We start from the raw sequence: 19,737 nt of genomic DNA, 5'->3' as shown, positions 1-19,737 counted from the left end.
GATTAAGACATGAGCACGCAAAACATCAAAAAAATCGTTCTGGCCTACTCCGGCGGTCTGGATACTTCAGCCATCATTCCATGGTTGAAAGAGAACTATGGCGGCTGTGAAGTGGTGGCGTTCGTGGCGAACATTGGCCAGGATCCAGCCGATCTGGAAGGCGTTGAGAAGAAAGCGCTGCAGTCAGGTGCGTCTGAGTGCCACGTGGTTGACCTGCGTGAAGCGTTCATCAGCGAATACGTGTATCCGGTTCTGCAGACTGGCGCCCTGTACGAAGGCACTTATCTGCTGGGTACGTCTATGGCGCGTCCGATTATCGCTAAAGCCCAGGTTGAGCTGGCGCTGAAAGTGGGCGCAGATGCGCTGTGCCACGGCGCAACCGGTAAAGGTAACGATCAGGTGCGTTTCGAAACCACCTACACCGCGCTGGCTCCACAACTGAAAGTGGTTGCGCCATGGCGTGAGTGGGACCTGCGTTCACGTGAAGCGCTGCTGGATTACCTGAAAGAGCGCAATATCCCGACCACCGCGTCGCTGGAAAAAATCTACAGCCGTGACGAGAACGCATGGCACATCTCTACCGAAGGCGGCGTGCTGGAAAGCCCAGCCAATGCACCGAATAAAGATTGCTGGGTGTGGACCGTTGATCCGCTGGAAGCGCCCGATCAGCCAGAAAATGTCACGGTCACCGTGGAGAAAGGTCGCGTGGTGGCGGTGAATGGCGAGACGCTGAGCCCGTTCCAGTGCCTGGAAAAACTCAACGTGCTGGGCGCGAAACACGGCGTCGGCCGTATCGACATCGTGGAAAACCGTCTGGTAGGCATCAAGTCCCGCGGCTGCTACGAAACTCCAGGCGGCACCATCATGGTTAACGCGCTGCGTGCGGTTGAACAGCTGGTGCTGGATCGCGATAGCTTCAAATGGCGTGAGCAGCTGGGCCATGAAATGTCTTACGTGGTTTACGATGGTCGCTGGTTCGCGCCGCTGCGTAAATCTATCCAGGCCGCAGCTGAATCATTGGCAGAAGAGGTGAATGGCGAAGTGGTACTGCAGCTGTATAAAGGCCAGGCCACGGCGATTCAGAAAACCTCTGCTAACAGCCTGTACTCAGAAGAGTTCGCCACCTTTGGCGAAGACGAAGTTTACGATCACCGTCACGCGGGCGGCTTTATCCGCTTGTTCTCACTCTCTTCACGCATTCGTGCGCTGAACGAGCAGAAGAAGTAATACCGCGGCAATCGACCTATTTTGCAAGGGCGGCTTCGGGCCGCCTTTTCTATAACAGATTCAGGAGTAATGCAGATGGCACTTTGGGGCGGACGTTTTTCGCAGGCAGCAGACCAACGGTTCAAACAGTTCAACGACTCGCTGCGTTTTGACTATCGCCTGGCCGAGCAGGACATTACCGGCTCGATTGCCTGGTCAAAAGCACTGGTGACGGTCAACGTGCTGACCAATGAAGAGCAGCAACAGCTGGAAAGCGCGTTGAATGAACTGCTGGCCGAGGTACGCGCCAATCCTGAGCAGATTCTGCAAAGCGATGCGGAAGATATTCACAGCTGGGTGGAAGGCAAGCTGATTGACAAAGTCGGCGCGCTGGGCAAGAAATTGCACACCGGCCGTAGCCGTAACGATCAGGTCGCGACCGATCTGAAACTGTGGTGCAAAGAGCAGGTTGCCGTGCTGCTGGAGGCGACGCGTGAGCTGCAATCGGCGCTGGTCGCCACGGCACAAGCCAATCAGGACGCGGTGATGCCGGGTTACACGCACCTGCAGCGTGCGCAACCGGTGACGTTCGCGCATTGGTGCCTGGCGTACGTTGAGATGCTGGCGCGTGACGAGAGCCGTCTGCAGGATGCACTGAAGCGTATGGATGTCAGTCCGCTGGGTTGCGGCGCGCTGGCGGGTACCGCCTACGAGATTGATCGTCAGCAGCTGGCCGGCTGGTTAGGTTTTGCCTCTGCCACGCGTAACAGCCTCGATACCGTTTCCGATCGCGATCACGTGCTCGAGCTGCTGTCAGACGCCTCGATTGGCATGGTGCATCTGTCGCGCTTTGCTGAAGACCTGATCTTCTTCAACACCGGTGAAGCGGGCTTCCTTGAGCTGTCGGATAAAGTCACTTCCGGATCGTCGCTGATGCCGCAGAAGAAAAACCCGGATGCGCTGGAGCTGATCCGTGGCAAATGTGGCCGTGTGCAAGGTGCGCTGACCGGCATGATGATGACGCTGAAAGGCCTGCCGCTGGCGTACAACAAAGATATGCAGGAAGACAAAGAAGGGCTGTTCGATGCGCTGGATACCTGGCTCGACTGCCTGCATATGTCGGTGCTGGTGCTGGACGGCATTCAGGTAAAACGTCCGCGCTGCCAGGAAGCCGCTGAGCAGGGCTACGCCAACTCGACCGAGCTGGCCGATTATCTGGTGGCAAAAGGCGTTCCGTTCCGCGAAGCCCACCACATTGTGGGTGAAACCGTGGTGGAAGCGATCAAGCAAGGCGTGGCGCTGGAAGCGCTCACTCTGACGCAGTTGAAGCAGTTCAGCGCGGTGATTGAGGATGACGTGTATCCAATTCTGTCGCTGCAATCCTGCCTGGATAAGCGTAATGCGCAAGGCGGTGTCGCTCCTCAACAGGTCGCCTTCGCCATCAGCGAAGCGCAGAAGCGCTTGGGTTAAAAGCTATGCGCATTAGATTGCGCCGCTGCGGTATATGCAGGAATGCGTAGCGGCGCGATTTATCGCGCTCTGTTGATATCCAGCAAGCGAGTGACAAGCAAAAAAAAGCGGGCACCTCTTCGGTAGCCCGCCAACCTCTAGCTTCGGAATTACATTTTGTTATAGGCACATCATCAAGGGCAGGCCACTCCCGGCCAGCACAGTGATTGGTTTTAAGCAGTTTGCAGGTTCTGCTCCAGATCATTTGATGCGCGCATTATTCCCGCTCACGCCTTGATAGGGCCAATCGTTCATTGCTATTCTATCTATCGCCACGGGCTATCGTGGTTTGGAGGATTTCAATGAATATTCGTGATCTCGAATACCTGGTTTCACTTGCGGAGCATCGCCATTTCCGGCGTGCAGCTGACGCATGTCATGTCAGCCAACCTACCTTAAGTGGACAGATTCGTAAGCTGGAAGATGAACTTGGCGTGATGCTGCTGGAGCGAACCAGCCGTAAGGTGTTGTTTACTCAGGCAGGACTGTTGCTGGTGGATCAAGCGCGAACCGTGCTGCGCGAAGTGAAAGTGCTGAAGGAGATGGCGAGCCAGCAAGGCGAAGCGATGTCTGGACCGCTGCACATTGGTTTGATTCCAACCACCGGGCCGTATCTGCTGCCGCACATCATTCCGATGCTGCACAAAACCTTCCCCAAACTCGAAATGTACCTGCATGAAGCGCAGACGCAGCAACTGCTGGCACAGCTCGACAGCGGCAAGCTGGATTGCGCCATCGTGGCGTTGGTGAAAGAGAGTGAAGCCTTTATTGAGGTGCCGCTGTTTGATGAGCCAATGACGCTAGCGGTGTATGCCGATCATCCGTGGCGCGATCGCGATCGCGTGCCGATGTCGGATCTGGCCGGTGAGAAATTACTGATGCTGGAAGATGGGCACTGCCTGCGCGATCAGGCGATGGGCTTCTGCTTCGAAGCCGGTGCCGATGAAGATACGCATTTCCGCGCCACCAGTCTGGAAACGCTGCGCAACATGGTTGCCGCCGGTAGCGGCATTACCTTGTTACCTGCGCTGTCCGTGCCGAATGAACGCGAACGTGATGGCGTCTGCTATTTACCGTGCTACAAGCCGGTGCCGCAGCGCACCATCGCGTTGGTTTATCGTCCAGGATCGCCTCTGCGCAGCCGCTATGAGCAGTTGGCAGAAGCAATCAAAACCCACATGAAGGGTTATCTGGATACCTCGTTAAAACAGGCGGTTTAAGCCGTTTAACGCTGCCACGCGATAGGCTTCGGCCATGGTGGGATAGTTGAAGGTGGTATTCACGAAGTACTCAATCGTGTTGCCGCCGTTCTTCTGTTCCATGATGGCCTGGCCGATGTGAATGATCTCCGCAGCACGCTCGCCAAAGCAGTGAATCCCTAAAATCTCTTTGGTTTCGCGGTGGAACAGAATCTTCAGGCTGCCGACGTGCATGCCAACAATCTGCGCACGCGCCAGATGTTTAAACTGCGCACGACCCACTTCATACGGCACTTTCATCGCCGTCAGCTGCTGTTCGGTTTTACCCACTGAGCTGATCTCCGGAATGGTGTAAATCCCGGTTGGAATATCTTCGATCAGGTGCGCGGTAGCTTCACCTTTGATGATCGCCTGCGCGGCAATGCGGCCCTGATCGTAAGCAGCAGAAGCCAGGCTTGGATAACCAATCACGTCGCCAACCGCGTAAATATGCGGCAGCGCAGTTTGATACATGCTGTTCACCTTCAGCAGGCCACGACCATCCGCTTCCAGTCCGACGTTTTCCAGCGCCAGTGAATCGGTGTTACCGGTTCGACCGTTTGCGTACAGCAGGCAATCGGCTTTCACTTTTTTGCCCGATTTAAGGTGAATTATCACCCCGTCATCAACGCCTTCAATCTTCTCGAACTCTTCGTTGTGACGAATCACCACGCCGCTGTTCCAGAAGTGATAGGAGAGGGAATCTGACATCTCTTGATCGAGGAATGCCAGCAGACGGTCGCGGGTGTTGATCAGGTCAACCTTGACGTTCAGGCCGCGGAAAATCGAGGCATATTCACAGCCAATTACGCCGGCGCCATAAATGATGACGTGGCCAGGTTCATGATGCAGGTTGAGGATGGAGTCGGAATCGTAAACGCGCGGATGGGTGAAATCGACATCCGCGGGATGATACGGGCGAGAACCGCAGGCGATCACGAATTTCGCCGCGGTTAATCGCTCGCGGGTGCCGTCGGGTTGTTCCACTTCGATAGTGTTGGCATCAACAAATCGGGCATCGCCCTGATAAAGTTCACAGCGGTTGCGCTCGTAGAAGCCCTGACGCATAGCGGTTTGCTGACTGATCACGTTCTCGGTGTGGTTGAGAATGTCGGCGAAAGAGGAGCGCAGGAGGCGAGTGTGATCGCTGTAAAGTGGGTTTTGATTGAACTCGATGATACGGCTAACAGCGTGACGCAGGGCTTTGGAAGGGATGGTTCCCCAGTGTGTACAACCGCCGCCGATGTTGTGGTAGCGTTCGATCACTGCAATACGCGCTCCCTGCTTCACCAGCCCCATCGCCGCACCTTCGCCGCCCGGACCGGAGCCAATCACAATGGCATCGTAATCGTAAGACTTTTGCATACCAGTACGTCCTATTTTTTTATCACATTTTTACAACGAGATTCTAACATCTCGCCGCGCACATCTGAATTCTAACAGCGTAAATTGCTGAAGTTTGACAAAGCGTGAGGTTCACAGGCGTTCACAAAGTTTGCACCGCTGTACGCTGAAAAGTTTGTTATAGTGCCTGCCAAATCACCTAAAAGGCCGGGAAAATGGGCGTCAGAGCGCTACAAAAAGAACGTACACGACGTTCACTGATTGAAGCTGCCTTCAGTCAGTTAAGTGCAGAAAGGAGTTTTGCCAGCCTGAGTTTGCGCGAAGTTGCACGCGAAGCGGGGATTGCGCCGACCTCATTTTATCGTCACTTCCGCGATGTCGATGAGCTGGGGCTGACCATGGTGGACGAAAGCGGCTTGATGCTGCGCCAGTTAATGCGTCAGGCGCGCCAGCGTATTGCCAAGGGTGGCAGCATTATCAAAACCTCGGTGGCAACTTTTATGGAGTTCATCGGGAACAATCCCAATGCTTTTCGGCTCTTACTACGCGAGCGCTCCGGAACCTCGGCGGCCTTTCGTGCCGCAGTCGCGCGTGAGATTCAGCACTTCATCGCCGAACTGGCCGATTATCTTGAATTAGAAAATCGCATGCCGCGCAGCTTCACCGAAGCGCAGGCCGAAGCCATGGTGACGATTGTGTTTAGCGCGGGTGCCGAAGCGCTGGACGTTGATATTGAGCAGCGCCGTAAGCTTGAGGATCGATTAGTGCTGCAGCTGCGCATGATCGCCAAAGGCGCTTATTACTGGTATCGCCGGGAGCAAGAGCGTCTGGCGGTTACCCTGGAAAAACCCGAAGAGTAATGTGATAAGGATAATGAAATGATTGAGCAAAACCCACGCGATAAAGGAACGCTTTTATTGGCTTTTATCACCGGTTTAGCGATCAACGGCTCCTTTTCGGTGCTGTTCAGCACGTTTGTTCCCTTTTCGATATTCCCGCTGATTGCGCTTGGCCTCGCGGCCTGGTGTTTGCATCAGCGTTACCTCAACCGCAATATGCCAGACGGCATGCCTTCACTGGCGGCGGCGTTCTTCCTGCTGGGTATTTTGGTTTATAGCGCGCTGGTGCGGGCTGAATATCCGGATATCGGCTCTAACTTTATCCCGACCATTCTGATGGTGGCGCTGGTGTTCTGGATTGGTATGCGTTTTCGCCGCGCGAAGAGCAAGCAGTGAAAAAACGGGAACCTTGGGGTTCCCGTTTTTGTTTAGGCCTTGCGCGTCAGCAGCACGCCGCATTCCATATGATGGGTATACGGGAACTGATCGAACAGCGCCAGACGCGTGACGTCATGCGTTTCTCCCAGTACCGCGAGGTTGTCGCACAGCGTTTGCGGGTTGCAAGAGATATAAAGGATGCGCGGATAGGCCTGCACCATCTTCACGGTTTCCTCATCCAGCCCGCTACGTGGCGGATCAACAAAAATGGTTTCGCATTGATAGCTCTTCAGGTCGATGCCTTCTAAACGATTGAAGCTGCGAACGCCCGTCATCGCCTGGGTAAACTCTTCAGCGGCCATACGAATAATCTGCACGTTATCAATATGGTTGGCAGCAATGTTGTATTGCGCGGACGCGACCGACGGCTTGGCAATTTCCGTGGCCAACACGCTGCGGAAGTTACGCGCCAGCGCCAGCGAGAAGTTGCCGTTACCGCAATAGAGTTCCAGCAGATCGCCTTGCGAATCCTGCGTGACGTCCAGCGCCCACTCCAGCATCTGAATATTCATCGCCGCGTTTGGCTGGGTGAAGCTGTTTTCCACCTGACGATAAATCATCTCTTTCCCCGCGACCGGCAGGCGCTCATCCACGTAATCGCGATCGAGGCAGATTTTGGTTTTGGTGGCGCGGCCAATCAGCTGCACGTCAAAGCCTTCAGCACGCAGGCTGTCGCGCAGGGCGCTGGCGGCGGCGGTCCACTCCTCTTCCAGCTTGCGGTGATAGAGCAGCGAGATAACAATCTGGTTGCTCATCGTCGACAGGTAATCGATCTGGAACAGTTTGAAACGCAGCGCGCGGTTGTCACGGATCGCCGCGATCAGTTTTGGCATCAGCTGGTTGATCAATTCACTGGCCGCCGGGAATTGATCGACGCGGATACGTTGCTTGGTCTGTTGATCAAAGATGATGTGGTAGAGATCGTCTCCGTCGTGCCAGATGCGGAATTCGGCACGCATCCGATAGTGGCTGACCGGCGAACGGAACACCTCCACGTCGGGCGCGGCAAAGGGCATCATCATCGCCTGTAAGCGGCTGACTTTTTCCGCCAGTTGCGCGTCGTATTGTTCAATCGGGAGCTGTTCGGGTGTCATCTTTAATCCTGGTAATAAGCTGGCTTGCCGGGCGATTGTAGGCATTCAACTGCTGATGTCCAGCCCTGCGGAAAACAAGATGGCTGGAAGTCTGGATTTCCGGCCTTCCTGGCCGTAGACTGCGCCTGCCGGCCTCCTTGAGTTAAAAGGGAATCCAGTGTGAATCTGGAGCTGACGCGCAGCGGTAAAGAATGTCGTGGTGATGGCAATTACAAACACTGTCCTGCCGGATGGGAAGTTTTTTCACCATTTATGATTCTCAGCCCGAAGACCTGCCGGTGTGACGTCGCAATACATACGACCATCGCGAGCTATTGGTTGTAGTCGTGCGGCATCCTGCTTCGTCTTTTGGATGCTATAACAATGAAAAAAACACATGCTTCGCTGTTTGCCTTCAGTGCAACGGCGTTGTCTCTCTGGGCGCAATTTGGCTACGCGCAGCAGAATGATGATACGCAAATCGTTACCGCTAACCGCTTCGCGCAGCCGGTCTCGTCGGTGCTGGCTTCGACTTCTGTCGTCACCCGTGACGAGATCGATCAGTGGCAATCCAAGAACCTACTGGAAGTGTTACGCCGCTTGCCGGGCGTGGATATCGCGCAAAGCGGCGGCATTGGGCAAAGCGCTTCTATGTATGTACGTGGTTCGGAAGCGCGCCATACGCTAATTCTGGTTGACGGTGTGCCGTTCTCTAAGCCTGGCATTACCGGCGTTGCTGACTTCAACCAAATCCCTGTTTCCATCATCCAGCGCGTTGAGTTCATTCGCGGCCCGCGCTCTGCCGTTTACGGCGCAGATGCGATTGGCGGCGTGGTGAATGTCATTACGCAAAACCCGAATAATCAAAACTCGCTGACGGCTGGCTTTGGTTCGAAGGGCTATCAGGAATACAGCGGCGGCATCAATCAAAATGTCACGGACCAGACGCGCGTAACGGTGGCGGGCTCTTATCAGGCCACCAACGGCTACAACGTTCAGCCGGGCTCAACGTCTCCGATCGATCGCGATCGTGATGGCTGGCGCAATAAGGCGTTCTGGGCTGGCGTTGACCACAAGTTTAACGAGGCGTTTTCTGGCTTCTTCCGGGGTTACGGTTACGCCGCGAACTCAGATTACGATGCGGGTTATGTCGGTGGTCAGGATGAGCAACAGATCTATAATCACTCGTTTGATACCGGTCTGCGCTTTAATAAAGAGGAATACTCCTCGCAGCTGACCGCCAGTTATCAAAAGTACAAAATCTATAACTACGTTGGGTCTGACGGCCGCTATGCAGATTCCAATAGCCTGGATGACATGGAGCAGCGCAACCTGCAATGGGGTAACACCTTTGCGGTGGGGCATGGCATGGTCAGCGCTGGTCTGGATTGGCAGCAGCAGAAACTGAGTTCGATTGGACAACTCTATTCTGGCGCACCGCGTGATAAAGATGTTTACAAGCAAGACAACACCGGTGCTTACCTGACGGCTCAGCAGCAGTTTGGCAATGTTACGCTTGAAGGTTCGGCGCGTGGCGATGATAACCAGGACTTTGGCCGTCATGGCACCTGGCAAACGGCTGCGGGTTGGGAGTTTGTGCCGGGTTACAAGGCATCACTCTCTTACGGCACGGGTTTCCAGGCGCCGACGTTAGGCCAGCTATATGGTCTGAAGCGCTTTGGTATTAGCTCTAATCCCGATCTGAATCCTGAGAAATCAAAACAGTGGGAAGCCGCGCTGGAAGGTTTAACCGGTCCGGTTAATTGGCGTGTTGCGGCGTATCACAATAAAGTCAGTAATCTCATTACCTATGCTTCTGATCCTGTGACTTTTGAGGGCGGCTATTACAATGAAAAAGCCGTTACGCTGAAAGGTATTGAAGCCACCGCTGATTTTGATACCCGCTTCCTTCATCACCAGATCACCTTGGGTTATCTGGATGCGCGTCGTGATTCAGATGGTGAAACGCTGGCGCGTCGTGCGCGTGAGCAGGCCAAATATCAGCTGGGTATGACGGTGTATGACTTTGATATTGATGTCATCTACCAGTACTTCGGTAAGCGCTACGATAACAACACCAGCGAATATGCCAGCGAGCAGCGTCGTTTATCGAGTTACAGCACGGTAGATCTCGCGGTCTCGTATCCGGTCACATCACAGCTCACCGTTCGTGGTAGAATTGCCAACTTGTTCGATAAAGATTATGAGACAGCGTATGGCTATCCAACTCCAGGAACGGAGTACTACCTCAGCGCCAGCTACAGCTTCTGATCTGCGTCCCACCGTGCTGGTGTTTGACTCCGGCGTGGGTGGGCTCTCCGTTTATGATGAGGTCCGGCATTTACTGCCGGATCTTCACTATCTCTACGCCTTTGATAATGAAGGGTTCCCGTACGGCGAAAAATCCGAAGACTTTATTGTCGAGCGCGTGGTGGCGATGGTGACGGCTATCACTCAGCGTTTCCCGCTTGCGTTGGTGATCATTGCTTGTAACTCGGCCAGCACCCTCTCTTTGCCGGCTCTGCGTGAACGTTTCGAATTCCCGGTTGTGGGTGTGGTGCCTGCGATTAAACCTGCTGCGCGCCTGACGCGTAACGGCGTAGTGGGATTGCTGGCCACGCGCGGCACGGTGAAACGTCCTTATACCCATGAGTTAGTGGCGCAATTTGCCCGCGACTGCAAAATCGAAATGCTTGGCTCTGCTGAGCTGGTGGAGCTGGCGGAAGCCAAGCTGCATGGCGAAGATGTTGAGCTCGCTGATGTACGCCGTGCTGTGCAACCCTGGCTACGGATGAAAGAGCCACCTGATACCGTGGTTCTCGGATGTACGCATTTCCCTTTACTACGTGATGAGCTGCAACTGGTGCTGCCGGAAGGGACAAGGTTGGTGGATTCGGGCGCGGCGATTGCGCGTCGTACCGTTTGGTTATTAGAGCATGAAGCACCGCAGGCGGTTTCATCCGGTCAGAATTTAGCGTTCTGTACGCGTATAGATGATGAAGTGACGAAATTGTCACCGATTTTGCAGCGTTATGGCTTCCCGTTGCTGGAAAAATTAGCAGTTTAGTGGCGTTTCGACGAAAAAATCAGCACTCGGAAATTAATTTGAAATTAGCGCTTGTCAGCTCCGAAGAAATCCCTATACTGCGCCTCCACTGACACGGAACAACGGCTTACGAAGCGAAGTGTTCAGGAGGTGGTCTTCAAGGCAACCTTCAGAAAAGCAAAAATAAATGCTTGACTGAGAATGCGGAAAGCGTAATATACGCATCCCGCGCCGCTAGAGAAATCGCGGCATGCTCTTTAACAATTTATCAGACAATCTGTGTGGGCACTCGCAGGATTGATATCCGCGTCTCCGGACGCAAAAAAATATCAAAGCCTCACGAGTGAACACATAATGAAATTCATTATGACGTTTTACAGATGAGCATCGCTGAACTGGTTTCAGCAAATCAAACTTAAATTGAAGAGTTTGATCATGGCTCAGATTGAACGCTGGCGGCAGGCCTAACACATGCAAGTCGAACGGTAGCACAGAGAGCTTGCTCTCGGGTGACGAGTGGCGGACGGGTGAGTAATGTCTGGGAAACTGCCCGATGGAGGGGGATAACTACTGGAAACGGTAGCTAATACCGCATAACGTCGCAAGACCAAAGTGGGGGACCTTCGGGCCTCACACCATCGGATGTGCCCAGATGGGATTAGCTAGTAGGTGGGGTAATGGCTCACCTAGGCGACGATCCCTAGCTGGTCTGAGAGGATGACCAGCCACACTGGAACTGAGACACGGTCCAGACTCCTACGGGAGGCAGCAGTGGGGAATATTGCACAATGGGCGCAAGCCTGATGCAGCCATGCCGCGTGTATGAAGAAGGCCTTCGGGTTGTAAAGTACTTTCAGCGGGGAGGAAGGCGGTGGAGTTAATAACTTCACCGATTGACGTTACCCGCAGAAGAAGCACCGGCTAACTCCGTGCCAGCAGCCGCGGTAATACGGAGGGTGCAAGCGTTAATCGGAATTACTGGGCGTAAAGCGCACGCAGGCGGTCTGTCAAGTCGGATGTGAAATCCCCGGGCTTAACCTGGGAACTGCATTCGAAACTGGCAGGCTGGAGTCTTGTAGAGGGGGGTAGAATTCCAGGTGTAGCGGTGAAATGCGTAGAGATCTGGAGGAATACCGGTGGCGAAGGCGGCCCCCTGGACAAAGACTGACGCTCAGGTGCGAAAGCGTGGGGAGCAAACAGGATTAGATACCCTGGTAGTCCACGCCGTAAACGATGTCGACTTGGAGGTTGTTCCCTTGAGGAGTGGCTTCCGGAGCTAACGCGTTAAGTCGACCGCCTGGGGAGTACGGCCGCAAGGTTAAAACTCAAATGAATTGACGGGGGCCCGCACAAGCGGTGGAGCATGTGGTTTAATTCGATGCAACGCGAAGAACCTTACCTACTCTTGACATCCAGAGAACTTAGCAGAGATGCTTTGGTGCCTTCGGGAACTCTGAGACAGGTGCTGCATGGCTGTCGTCAGCTCGTGTTGTGAAATGTTGGGTTAAGTCCCGCAACGAGCGCAACCCTTATCCTTTGTTGCCAGCGGTTCGGCCGGGAACTCAAAGGAGACTGCCAGTGATAAACTGGAGGAAGGTGGGGATGACGTCAAGTCATCATGGCCCTTACGAGTAGGGCTACACACGTGCTACAATGGCGCATACAAAGAGAAGCGACCTCGCGAGAGCAAGCGGACCTCATAAAGTGCGTCGTAGTCCGGATCGGAGTCTGCAACTCGACTCCGTGAAGTCGGAATCGCTAGTAATCGTAGATCAGAATGCTACGGTGAATACGTTCCCGGGCCTTGTACACACCGCCCGTCACACCATGGGAGTGGGTTGCAAAAGAAGTAGGTAGCTTAACCTTCGGGAGGGCGCTTACCACTTTGTGATTCATGACTGGGGTGAAGTCGTAACAAGGTAACCGTAGGGGAACCTGCGGTTGGATCACCTCCTTACCTGAAGATACTTTCCCGCGAAGTGCTCACACAGATTGTCTGATAGAAAGTAACGAGCAGAAAAAACCTCTACAGGCTTGTAGCTCAGGTGGTTAGAGCGCACCCCTGATAAGGGTGAGGTCGGTGGTTCAAGTCCACTCAGGCCTACCAAATTTCTTCTCATGCTGCGTTAAAGCGCCGCTCGTATAGTGAACTATACGTCGCGCCACTTTGCCTTGCCTGAAAAGAAATTACCGTTTGTCAAAAACGGAACTCCTGGTGAGTGGTAGTAGTGGTCTCTGCAGTAACTGTATGGGGCTATAGCTCAGCTGGGAGAGCGCCTGCCTTGCACGCAGGAGGTCAGCGGTTCGATCCCGCTTAGCTCCACCATTACAGTGACTCAAAACAATACTTCAGAGCAAACCGGAAACGGTGTGCTGCGAAGTATTATGCTCTTTAACAATCCGGAACAAGCTGAAAATTGAAACGACGTATCGTCTTCATTCTCCGTAATAAGAATGAAGCGGCGATATGTTCGAGTCTCTCAAATGCTTGCAGTCTGCGCGCGTTGCAAAACGCCTGTGGGTTGTGAGGTTAAGCGACTAAGCGTACACGGTGGATGCCCTGGCAGTCAGAGGCGATGAAGGACGTGCTAATCTGCGTAAAGCGTCGGTAAGGTGATATGAACCGCTACAGCCGACGATGTCCGAATGGGGAAACCCGGTGCACCCAGTGCATCATCGCAACATGAATACATAGTGTTGCGAGGCGAACCCGGGGAACTGAAACATCTAAGTACCCGGAGGAAAAGAAATCAACCGAGATTCCCCCAGTAGCGGCGAGCGAACGGGGAACAGCCCAGAACCTGAATCAGTTTGTGCGTTAGTGGAAGCGTCTGGAAAGTCGCACGATACCGGGTGATAGTCCCGTACACGAAAGTGCACAGATTGTGAGTTCGAAGAGTAGGGCGGGACACGTGGTATCCTGTCTGAATATGGGGGGACCATCCTCCAAGGCTAAATACTCCTGACTGACCGATAGTGAACCAGTACCGTGAGGGAAAGGCGAAAAGAACCCCGGCGAGGGGAGTGAAACAGAACCTGAAACCGTGTACGTACAAGCAGTGGGAGCCTCTTTAATGGGGTGACTGCGTACCTTTTGTATAATGGGTCAGCGACTTATATTCTGTAGCAAGGTTAACCGTATAGGGGAGCCGCAGGGAAACCGAGTCTTAACTGGGCGTTAAGTTGCAGGGTATAGACCCGAAACCCGGTGATCTAGCCATGGGCAGGTTGAAGGTTGGGTAACACTAACTGGAGGACCGAACCGACTAATGTTGAAAAATTAGCGGATGACTTGTGGCTGGGGGTGAAAGGCCAATCAAACCGGGAGATAGCTGGTTCTCCCCGAAAGCTATTTAGGTAGCGCCTCGTGAACTCATCTCCGGGGGTAGAGCACTGTTTCGGCTAGGGGGCCATCCCGGCTTACCAACCCGATGCAAACTGCGAATACCGGAGAATGTTATCACGGGAGACACACGGCGGGTGCTAACGTCCGTCGTGAAGAGGGAAACAACCCAGACCGCCAGCTAAGGTCCCAAAGTCATGGTTAAGTGGGAAACGATGTGGGAAGGCACAGACAGCCAGGATGTTGGCTTAGAAGCAGCCATCATTTAAAGAAAGCGTAATAGCTCACTGGTCGAGTCGGCCTGCGCGGAAGATGTAACGGGGCTAAACCATGCACCGAAGCTGCGGCAGCGACGCGTATGCGTTGTTGGGTAGGGGAGCGTTCTGTAAGCCGTTGAAGGTGGCCTGTGAGGGCTGCTGGAGGTATCAGAAGTGCGAATGCTGACATAAGTAACGATAAAGCGGGTGAAAAGCCCGCTCGCCGGAAGACCAAGGGTTCCTGTTCAACGTTAATCGGAGCAGGGTGAGTCGACCCCTAAGGCGAGGCTGAAAAGCGTAGTCGATGGGAAGCAGGTTAATATTCCTGCACTTGGTGTTACTGCGAAGGGGGGACGGAGAAGGCTAGGTTATCCGGGCGACGGTTGTCCCGGTTTAAGCGTGTAGGCTGATACCTTTGGTAAATCCGGGGTATCTTAAGGCTGAGGCGTGACGACGAGCCACCACGGTGGTGAAGTAACTGATGCCCTGCTTCCAGGAAAAGCCTCTAAGCTCCAGGTAACACGAAATCGTACCCCAAACCGACACAGGTGGTCAGGTAGAGAATACCAAGGCGCTTGAGAGAACTCGGGTGAAGGAACTAGGCAAAATGGTGCCGTAACTTCGGGAGAAGGCACGCTGTCATCAGGTGAAGTCCCTCGCGGATGGAGCTGAAGGCAGTCGAAGATACCAGCTGGCTGCAACTGTTTATTAAAAACACAGCACTGTGCAAACACGAAAGTGGACGTATACGGTGTGACGCCTGCCCGGTGCCGGAAGGTTAATTGATGGGGTTATCCGCAAGGAGAAGCTCTTGATCGAAGCCCCGGTAAACGGCGGCCGTAACTATAACGGTCCTAAGGTAGCGAAATTCCTTGTCGGGTAAGTTCCGACCTGCACGAATGGCGTAATGATGGCCAGGCTGTCTCCACCCGAGACTCAGTGAAATTGAAATCGCTGTGAAGATGCAGTGTACCCGCGGCAAGACGGAAAGACCCCGTGAACCTTTACTATAGCTTGACACTGAACATTGAGCCTTGATGTGTAGGATAGGTGGGAGGCTTTGAAGCGTGGACGCCAGTCTGCGTGGAGCCAACCTTGAAATACCACCCTTTAATGTTTGATGTTCTAACGTAGGCCCGTAATCCGGGCTGCGGACAGTGTCTGGTGGGTAGTTTGACTGGGGCGGTCTCCTCCCAAAGAGTAACGGAGGAGCACGAAGGTTGGCTAATCCTGGTCGGACATCAGGAGGTTAGTGCAATGGCATAAGCCAGCTTGACTGCGAGAGTGACGGCTCGAGCAGGTGCGAAAGCAGGTCATAGTGATCCGGTGGTTCTGAATGGAAGGGCCATCGCTCAACGGATAAAAGGTACTCCGGGGATAACAGGCTGATACCGCCCAAGAGTTCATATCGACGGCGGTGTTTGGCACCTCGATGTCGGCTCATCACATCCTGGGGCTGAAGTAGGTCCCAAGGGTACGGCTGTTCGCCGTTTAAAGTGGTACGCGAGCTGGGTTTAGAACGTCGTGAGACAGTTCGGTCCCTATCTGCCGTGGGCGCTGGAGAATTGAGGGGGGTTGCTCCTAGTACGAGAGGACCGGAGTGAACGCACCACTGGTGTTCGGGTTGTCATGCCAATGGCACTGCCCGGTAGCTAAGTGCGGAAAAGATAAGTGCTGAAAGCATCTAAGCACGAAACTTGCCCCGAGATGAGTTCTCCCTGACTCCTTGAGAGTCCTGAAGGGACGTTGAAGACTACGACGTTGATAGGCCGGATGTGTAAGCGCAGCGATGCGTTGAGCTAACCGGTACTAATGACCCGTGAGGCTTAACCTTACAACGCCAGAGGCGTTTTGGTCTGAGAGACCGGATATTTTCAGCTTGTTTACGGATTAAAGAATCAGCGGAAGCGAATGTCATTCGTTTTTGCACAAAGAATTTGCCTGGCGGCTTTAGCGCGGTGGTCCCACCTGACCCCATGCCGAACTCAGAAGTGAAACGCCGTAGCGCCGATGGTAGTGTGGGGCCTCCCCATGCGAGAGTAGGGAACTGCCAGGCATCAATTTAAGACCCGTTACCGGGTCGTGACCTTCCCCGTGACGCGGGAAGGGCGAAACACCTGAAATCAGAACGATTGTCTGATATCAGTACAGAATCGGTGGAGCGGTAGTTCAGTTGGTTAGAATACCTGCCTGTCACGCAGGGGGTCGCGGGTTCGAGCCCCGTCCGTTCCGCCACCCTAATTAGGGGCGTAGTTCAATTGGTAGAGCACCGGTCTCCAAAACCGGGTGTTGGGGGTTCGAGTCCCTCCGCCCCTGCCAGAAAATAATCCTTTGCTTCGGCAAAGGATTTTTTTTGTCCAAAATTCAGCAGTGAAATGAGTTTGAGTTTCACTGTGATCCACTCAAACTCCCTTATTTATTATCTTATTGTGTCAAAACCGGATATTTAAGCAGCTGACGAATGTGACTTTGCTGATCGCTATTCTGCAGCCACACCGCATATAACGGTCGCACGGCGACGGGTGTATCTGGAATAACCATCAAATCACTATAAATGCCGTGCCAAAAATCAGGTAAAAAGGCACAAGCACCGGTGGTGTGCAGTAATTCGCGTGTTAAATGTGCGGATGTGGTGGTTAATACGGGAACATCATCACTGGACAGATAACTTTCATGCTGATGAAAATCTGCGCCCCATTCCAGCTTGATATAGTCATATTTTTCACGCTTCTCGGTTTTACGCGCCCGGAACAATGCGAGCGAAATATGCCCTATTTGCTGGCTGGTTAACTCATCCATTTTTGGCGCTTCAGTTGTGATCAACAGGTCCAACTGACGTTCATGCAATTGCTTAACCAGTAAATGTCGCTGGGCGATACGTGCCTCGAGATGAAGGCTTTCTCGATTCTCATAAAGTGTTTGCAACCAAGGAGTTAAGTACGCTTCCCAAAGGGATGCGCTACCTCCTATTGAAAGCTCATGATGCTGTTGTGTATGCGAAACTTCCTTTTTGGCCATCAGCCAGGTGCTCATCAGGCTTTCGGCATAGGGTAATAAACGCTCGCCTGCTGAAGTCAGCCGGATGTTATTACGGTGACGAGTAAAAAGGTTTACGCCCAGCTGATTTTCCAGCTGACGAATGCGAAAACTAACGGCAGATTGCGTGAGGTAAAGCGCTTCAGCAGCACGCCCGAAATGGCGTGTTCTGCTCACTTCGAGGAAAGTTTTCAGTAATTCCGTATCCACTGCATTCTCCCAAAAATTGTTTGTCGTACTGATTTAAATGTTTTGTTTTACACTCTGTCAAGCCTATCTAATACTCCGCGCCATAAATAGCACGGCCATATGAGAGTCAGGAGCGTGTAAAATGGCGGATAGCTTCGCAACAACGAATCGTTTCTTTGATAACAAACATTACCCACGTGGTTTTTCGCGTCATGGTGATTTCACCATTAAAGAAGCTCAGCTTCTGGAGCGCCACGGTTACGCCTTTAATGAACTGGATCTCGCTAAGCGTGAACCCATTACAGAAGAAGAGCGTTCATTTTTAGAAGTATGTCGTGGTCTTCGTGAGCCACAAACGGAAGCTGAACGTGTATGGTCGAAATATACCGCACGTATCAAGCGACCTAAGCGTTTCCATACGCTATCTGGCGGCAAGCCGCAGATGGATACGGTGGAAGATTTTAGCGATAGCGATGATTAAGAATAGCGGGGCTTATATAAGCCCCGTTTTTTATTCCAGAGTCTTGTGCAGATAGATCATTAAGCGGTCGATGCTGCGATATCCCACCGCTTCCTGCAAATGACTACGAGTAATCTGCTCTTCACCTGCTAAATCAGCTATTGTCCTGGCCACCTTTAAAATCCGCTGCCAGGCGCGTACTGAAAGCCCCAACGAATTCAACACTTCTTCCAGCCATTCAGCATCCTGCTGCTTCAATGGACACCAGCGCAAAATCTCTGGGTTAGAGAGATGAGCATTCACCTTTCCGCTGCGTGCTGTTTGAATCTTTCGTGCGGCGAGGACGCGAGTTAAAACTTCAGCGCTGCTTTCGCTGACTTGTTGTTTCTTACTCAGAGACCCACTGGGAAGAAGTGGGACCTCTAACGATAAATCAAAGCGATCGAGAAAAGGTCCTGATAACCGATTGAGATAGCGCAACACCTGCTGAGGTGATGAGCGATTATGGTTGCCCTGATAATGCCCGGTCGGGCTGGGATTCATCGCGCCGATCAATTGAAAGCGCGCGGGATACGTCACTTTAGCGCGCGTGCGTGAAATGGCGATTTCTCCGGATTCAATCGGTTCGCGCAAAGCATCAAGCGTTCTGCGCTCGAATTCTGGCAGCTCATCGAGGAATAACACGCCATTGTGTGCCAGGGAGATTTCTCCCGGCCGCGGCAAGGAGCCGCCCCCAACCAGCGCATAGAGTGATGAACTGTGATGAGGCGCTCTGAACGGCCGTTTGCGCCACTGATGATGGAGATTGCCACTGCTTACCAGACTGGCGATAGCGGCGCACTCCAGCGCTTCCTGGTCGTCTAACGGTGGCATGATACCGGGCAAACGCGTCGCTAACATGGTCTTGCCGGTGCCAGGCGGCCCAATCAGTAATAGGTTATGCCCGCCAGCTGCGGTGATCTCCAGTGCACGTCGGCCCTGATCCTGGCCAATGATATCGCTGAGGTCCTGCTTTTCCTGTTCAAGCGTTTCGGGCTGATAATGCGCGACAGTGAGAGTGGTTTTGTTATGGAGAAACGCACAGATTTCTACCAGATGTTTGCCAACCAGCGTCTCGCCTTGTTGAATCAACCCTACATCCTGTTGATTCTGTTCAGCTAACACCATTTGTCTGCCTGCTTGCAGTGCCGCCATCGCAGCTGGAATAGCGGCCTGAACGCCACAGAGCGCGCCGTTAAGTGCTAACTCCCCCAGGAATTCAAATTGCCCCAGTTTTGCGTCTGGCAGCTGCTCAGAGGCCGCCAGAATGGCGATAGCGATGGGGAGGTCATAGCGTCCGCCCTCTTTTGGCAGATCGGCAGGCGCCAGATTGATGGTGACGCGTTTCGCCGGGAAGGTGAACCCGCTATTAATAATCGCGCTTCGCACCCGTTCCCGCGCTTCTTTTACCGTGGTTTCAGGCAGTCCAACCAGCGTCAGGGCCGGCAAGCCGTTGCTGATGTGCACTTCCACCGTCACCAGCGGAGCCTGAACACCCAGCGCAGCTCGTGTTAATACCTTCGATAAAGACATAACCGCTCCTTGTTGTCCTTATCATCAAAGCAGCCAGACAGATGAACAATGGCTTACTGCTCAACTTCAGAGCCAGATTCCTTACATTCCCTGATAATTGCCGCTCTTTCACTGAAAATCAAAGCTTGATCGTAAACTCCAAATGAAGATTACGACGCGGGCGTTATGAATTTTTATCACAAATGTA

Annotated in this window: 12 protein-coding genes, 4 tRNA genes, 3 rRNA genes and 1 riboswitch; of the genes, 15 read left to right on the top strand and 4 right to left on the bottom strand. The window is 53.4% G+C overall.

Annotated features, from left to right (window positions below):
* The first annotated feature begins 9 nt into the window (after positions 1–9).
* From ACYAC5_RS18675 to oxyR, 3 genes are all read left to right on the top strand, one after another.
* Entirely contained in the window at positions 10–1,227 is a 1,218-nt protein-coding gene (locus tag ACYAC5_RS18675) for an argininosuccinate synthase (RefSeq protein WP_101760634.1), read from the top strand.
* Positions 1,228–1,302: 75 nt separating this feature from the next.
* The gene (gene argH, locus ACYAC5_RS18670; RefSeq protein ID WP_192415346.1) at positions 1,303–2,676 is read left to right on the top strand and encodes an argininosuccinate lyase; all 1,374 of its coding nucleotides are present in this window, start codon (positions 1,303–1,305) and stop codon (positions 2,674–2,676) included.
* A 341-nt stretch (positions 2,677–3,017) separates the two neighbouring features.
* Positions 3,018–3,935 (top strand): DNA-binding transcriptional regulator OxyR, encoded by a 918-nt coding sequence (gene oxyR / locus ACYAC5_RS18665; RefSeq protein WP_008109652.1) that lies wholly within the window; start codon positions 3,018–3,020, stop codon positions 3,933–3,935.
* On the opposite strand, the gene sthA is transcribed toward oxyR, so the two are convergent.
* Complete coding sequence (gene sthA, locus ACYAC5_RS18660; protein WP_101760632.1) at positions 3,918–5,318, bottom strand: Si-specific NAD(P)(+) transhydrogenase; 1,401 nt, start codon at positions 5,316–5,318, stop codon at positions 3,918–3,920. The two genes, oxyR and sthA, sit on opposite strands and share 18 nt — an antisense overlap.
* A 194-nt stretch (positions 5,319–5,512) precedes the next feature.
* Here sthA and fabR point away from each other — a divergent pair, with 194 nt between their 5' ends.
* Positions 5,513–6,157: an HTH-type transcriptional repressor FabR gene (gene fabR, locus ACYAC5_RS18655; RefSeq protein WP_008109648.1), complete on the top strand. Its 645-nt coding sequence runs from the start codon at positions 5,513–5,515 to the stop codon at positions 6,155–6,157.
* 18 nt (positions 6,158–6,175) lie between these two features.
* The gene (locus ACYAC5_RS18650; protein WP_061720276.1) at positions 6,176–6,532 is read left to right on the top strand and encodes a YijD family membrane protein; all 357 of its coding nucleotides are present in this window, start codon (positions 6,176–6,178) and stop codon (positions 6,530–6,532) included.
* A gap of 32 nt (positions 6,533–6,564) precedes the next feature.
* Here the strand turns inward: ACYAC5_RS18650 and trmA are convergent, their stop codons facing one another.
* Positions 6,565–7,668 (bottom strand): tRNA (uridine(54)-C5)-methyltransferase TrmA, encoded by a 1,104-nt coding sequence (gene trmA / locus ACYAC5_RS18645; RefSeq protein ID WP_192415340.1) that lies wholly within the window; start codon positions 7,666–7,668, stop codon positions 6,565–6,567.
* Positions 7,669–7,780: 112 nt separating this feature from the next.
* Positions 7,781–7,963, top strand: a riboswitch (cobalamin riboswitch).
* Between the two features lie 68 nt (positions 7,964–8,031).
* Here trmA and btuB point away from each other — a divergent pair.
* From btuB to ACYAC5_RS18600, 9 genes are all read left to right on the top strand, one after another.
* Positions 8,032–9,918, top strand: a complete 1,887-nt coding sequence (btuB, locus tag ACYAC5_RS18640; RefSeq protein ID WP_309832657.1) for a TonB-dependent vitamin B12 receptor BtuB — start codon at positions 8,032–8,034, stop codon at positions 9,916–9,918.
* Complete coding sequence (gene murI, locus ACYAC5_RS18635; RefSeq protein WP_309832659.1) at positions 9,863–10,714, top strand: glutamate racemase; 852 nt, start codon at positions 9,863–9,865, stop codon at positions 10,712–10,714. The genes btuB and murI overlap by 56 nt, the downstream gene beginning before the upstream one ends.
* A gap of 396 nt (positions 10,715–11,110) precedes the next feature.
* Positions 11,111–12,650: ribosomal RNA gene (locus ACYAC5_RS18630) — 16S ribosomal RNA — on the top strand.
* Positions 12,651–12,723: 73 nt separating this feature from the next.
* Positions 12,724–12,800: transfer RNA gene (locus tag ACYAC5_RS18625), tRNA-Ile, on the top strand.
* Positions 12,801–12,943: 143 nt separating this feature from the next.
* Positions 12,944–13,019 (top strand) — tRNA-Ala (locus tag ACYAC5_RS18620).
* Positions 13,020–13,221: 202 nt separating this feature from the next.
* Positions 13,222–16,127, top strand: a 23S ribosomal RNA gene (locus tag ACYAC5_RS18615).
* Between the two features lie 106 nt (positions 16,128–16,233).
* Positions 16,234–16,349 (top strand): 5S ribosomal RNA (gene rrf / locus ACYAC5_RS18610).
* Together the 16S, 23S and 5S rRNA genes with 4 tRNA genes alongside form the textbook arrangement of a ribosomal RNA operon.
* Positions 16,350–16,451: 102 nt before the next feature.
* Positions 16,452–16,528: transfer RNA gene (locus ACYAC5_RS18605), tRNA-Asp, on the top strand.
* Positions 16,529–16,536: 8 nt separating this feature from the next.
* Positions 16,537–16,612: transfer RNA gene (locus ACYAC5_RS18600), tRNA-Trp, on the top strand.
* 105 nt (positions 16,613–16,717) lie between these two features.
* Here the strand turns inward: ACYAC5_RS18600 and hdfR are convergent.
* Positions 16,718–17,539: an HTH-type transcriptional regulator HdfR gene (hdfR, locus tag ACYAC5_RS18595; protein WP_008106614.1), complete on the bottom strand. Its 822-nt coding sequence runs from the start codon at positions 17,537–17,539 to the stop codon at positions 16,718–16,720.
* A gap of 121 nt (positions 17,540–17,660) precedes the next feature.
* Here hdfR and ACYAC5_RS18590 point away from each other — a divergent pair, with 121 nt between their 5' ends.
* Complete coding sequence (locus ACYAC5_RS18590; protein ID WP_008106616.1) at positions 17,661–17,999, top strand: MaoP family protein; 339 nt, start codon at positions 17,661–17,663, stop codon at positions 17,997–17,999.
* A gap of 30 nt (positions 18,000–18,029) precedes the next feature.
* Here ACYAC5_RS18590 and ACYAC5_RS18585 read toward each other — a convergent pair whose 3' ends face one another.
* Positions 18,030–19,550, bottom strand: coding sequence for a YifB family Mg chelatase-like AAA ATPase (locus tag ACYAC5_RS18585; RefSeq protein ID WP_110867717.1), 1,521 nt, complete (start codon positions 19,548–19,550; stop codon positions 18,030–18,032).
* Between the last annotated feature and the right edge of the window lie 187 nt (positions 19,551–19,737).

Source organism: Pantoea sp. y20 (genome assembly GCF_054903455.1).
Note: the sequence above shows the minus strand (reverse complement) of the source record. Positions and strands in the feature narration are given on the sequence as shown.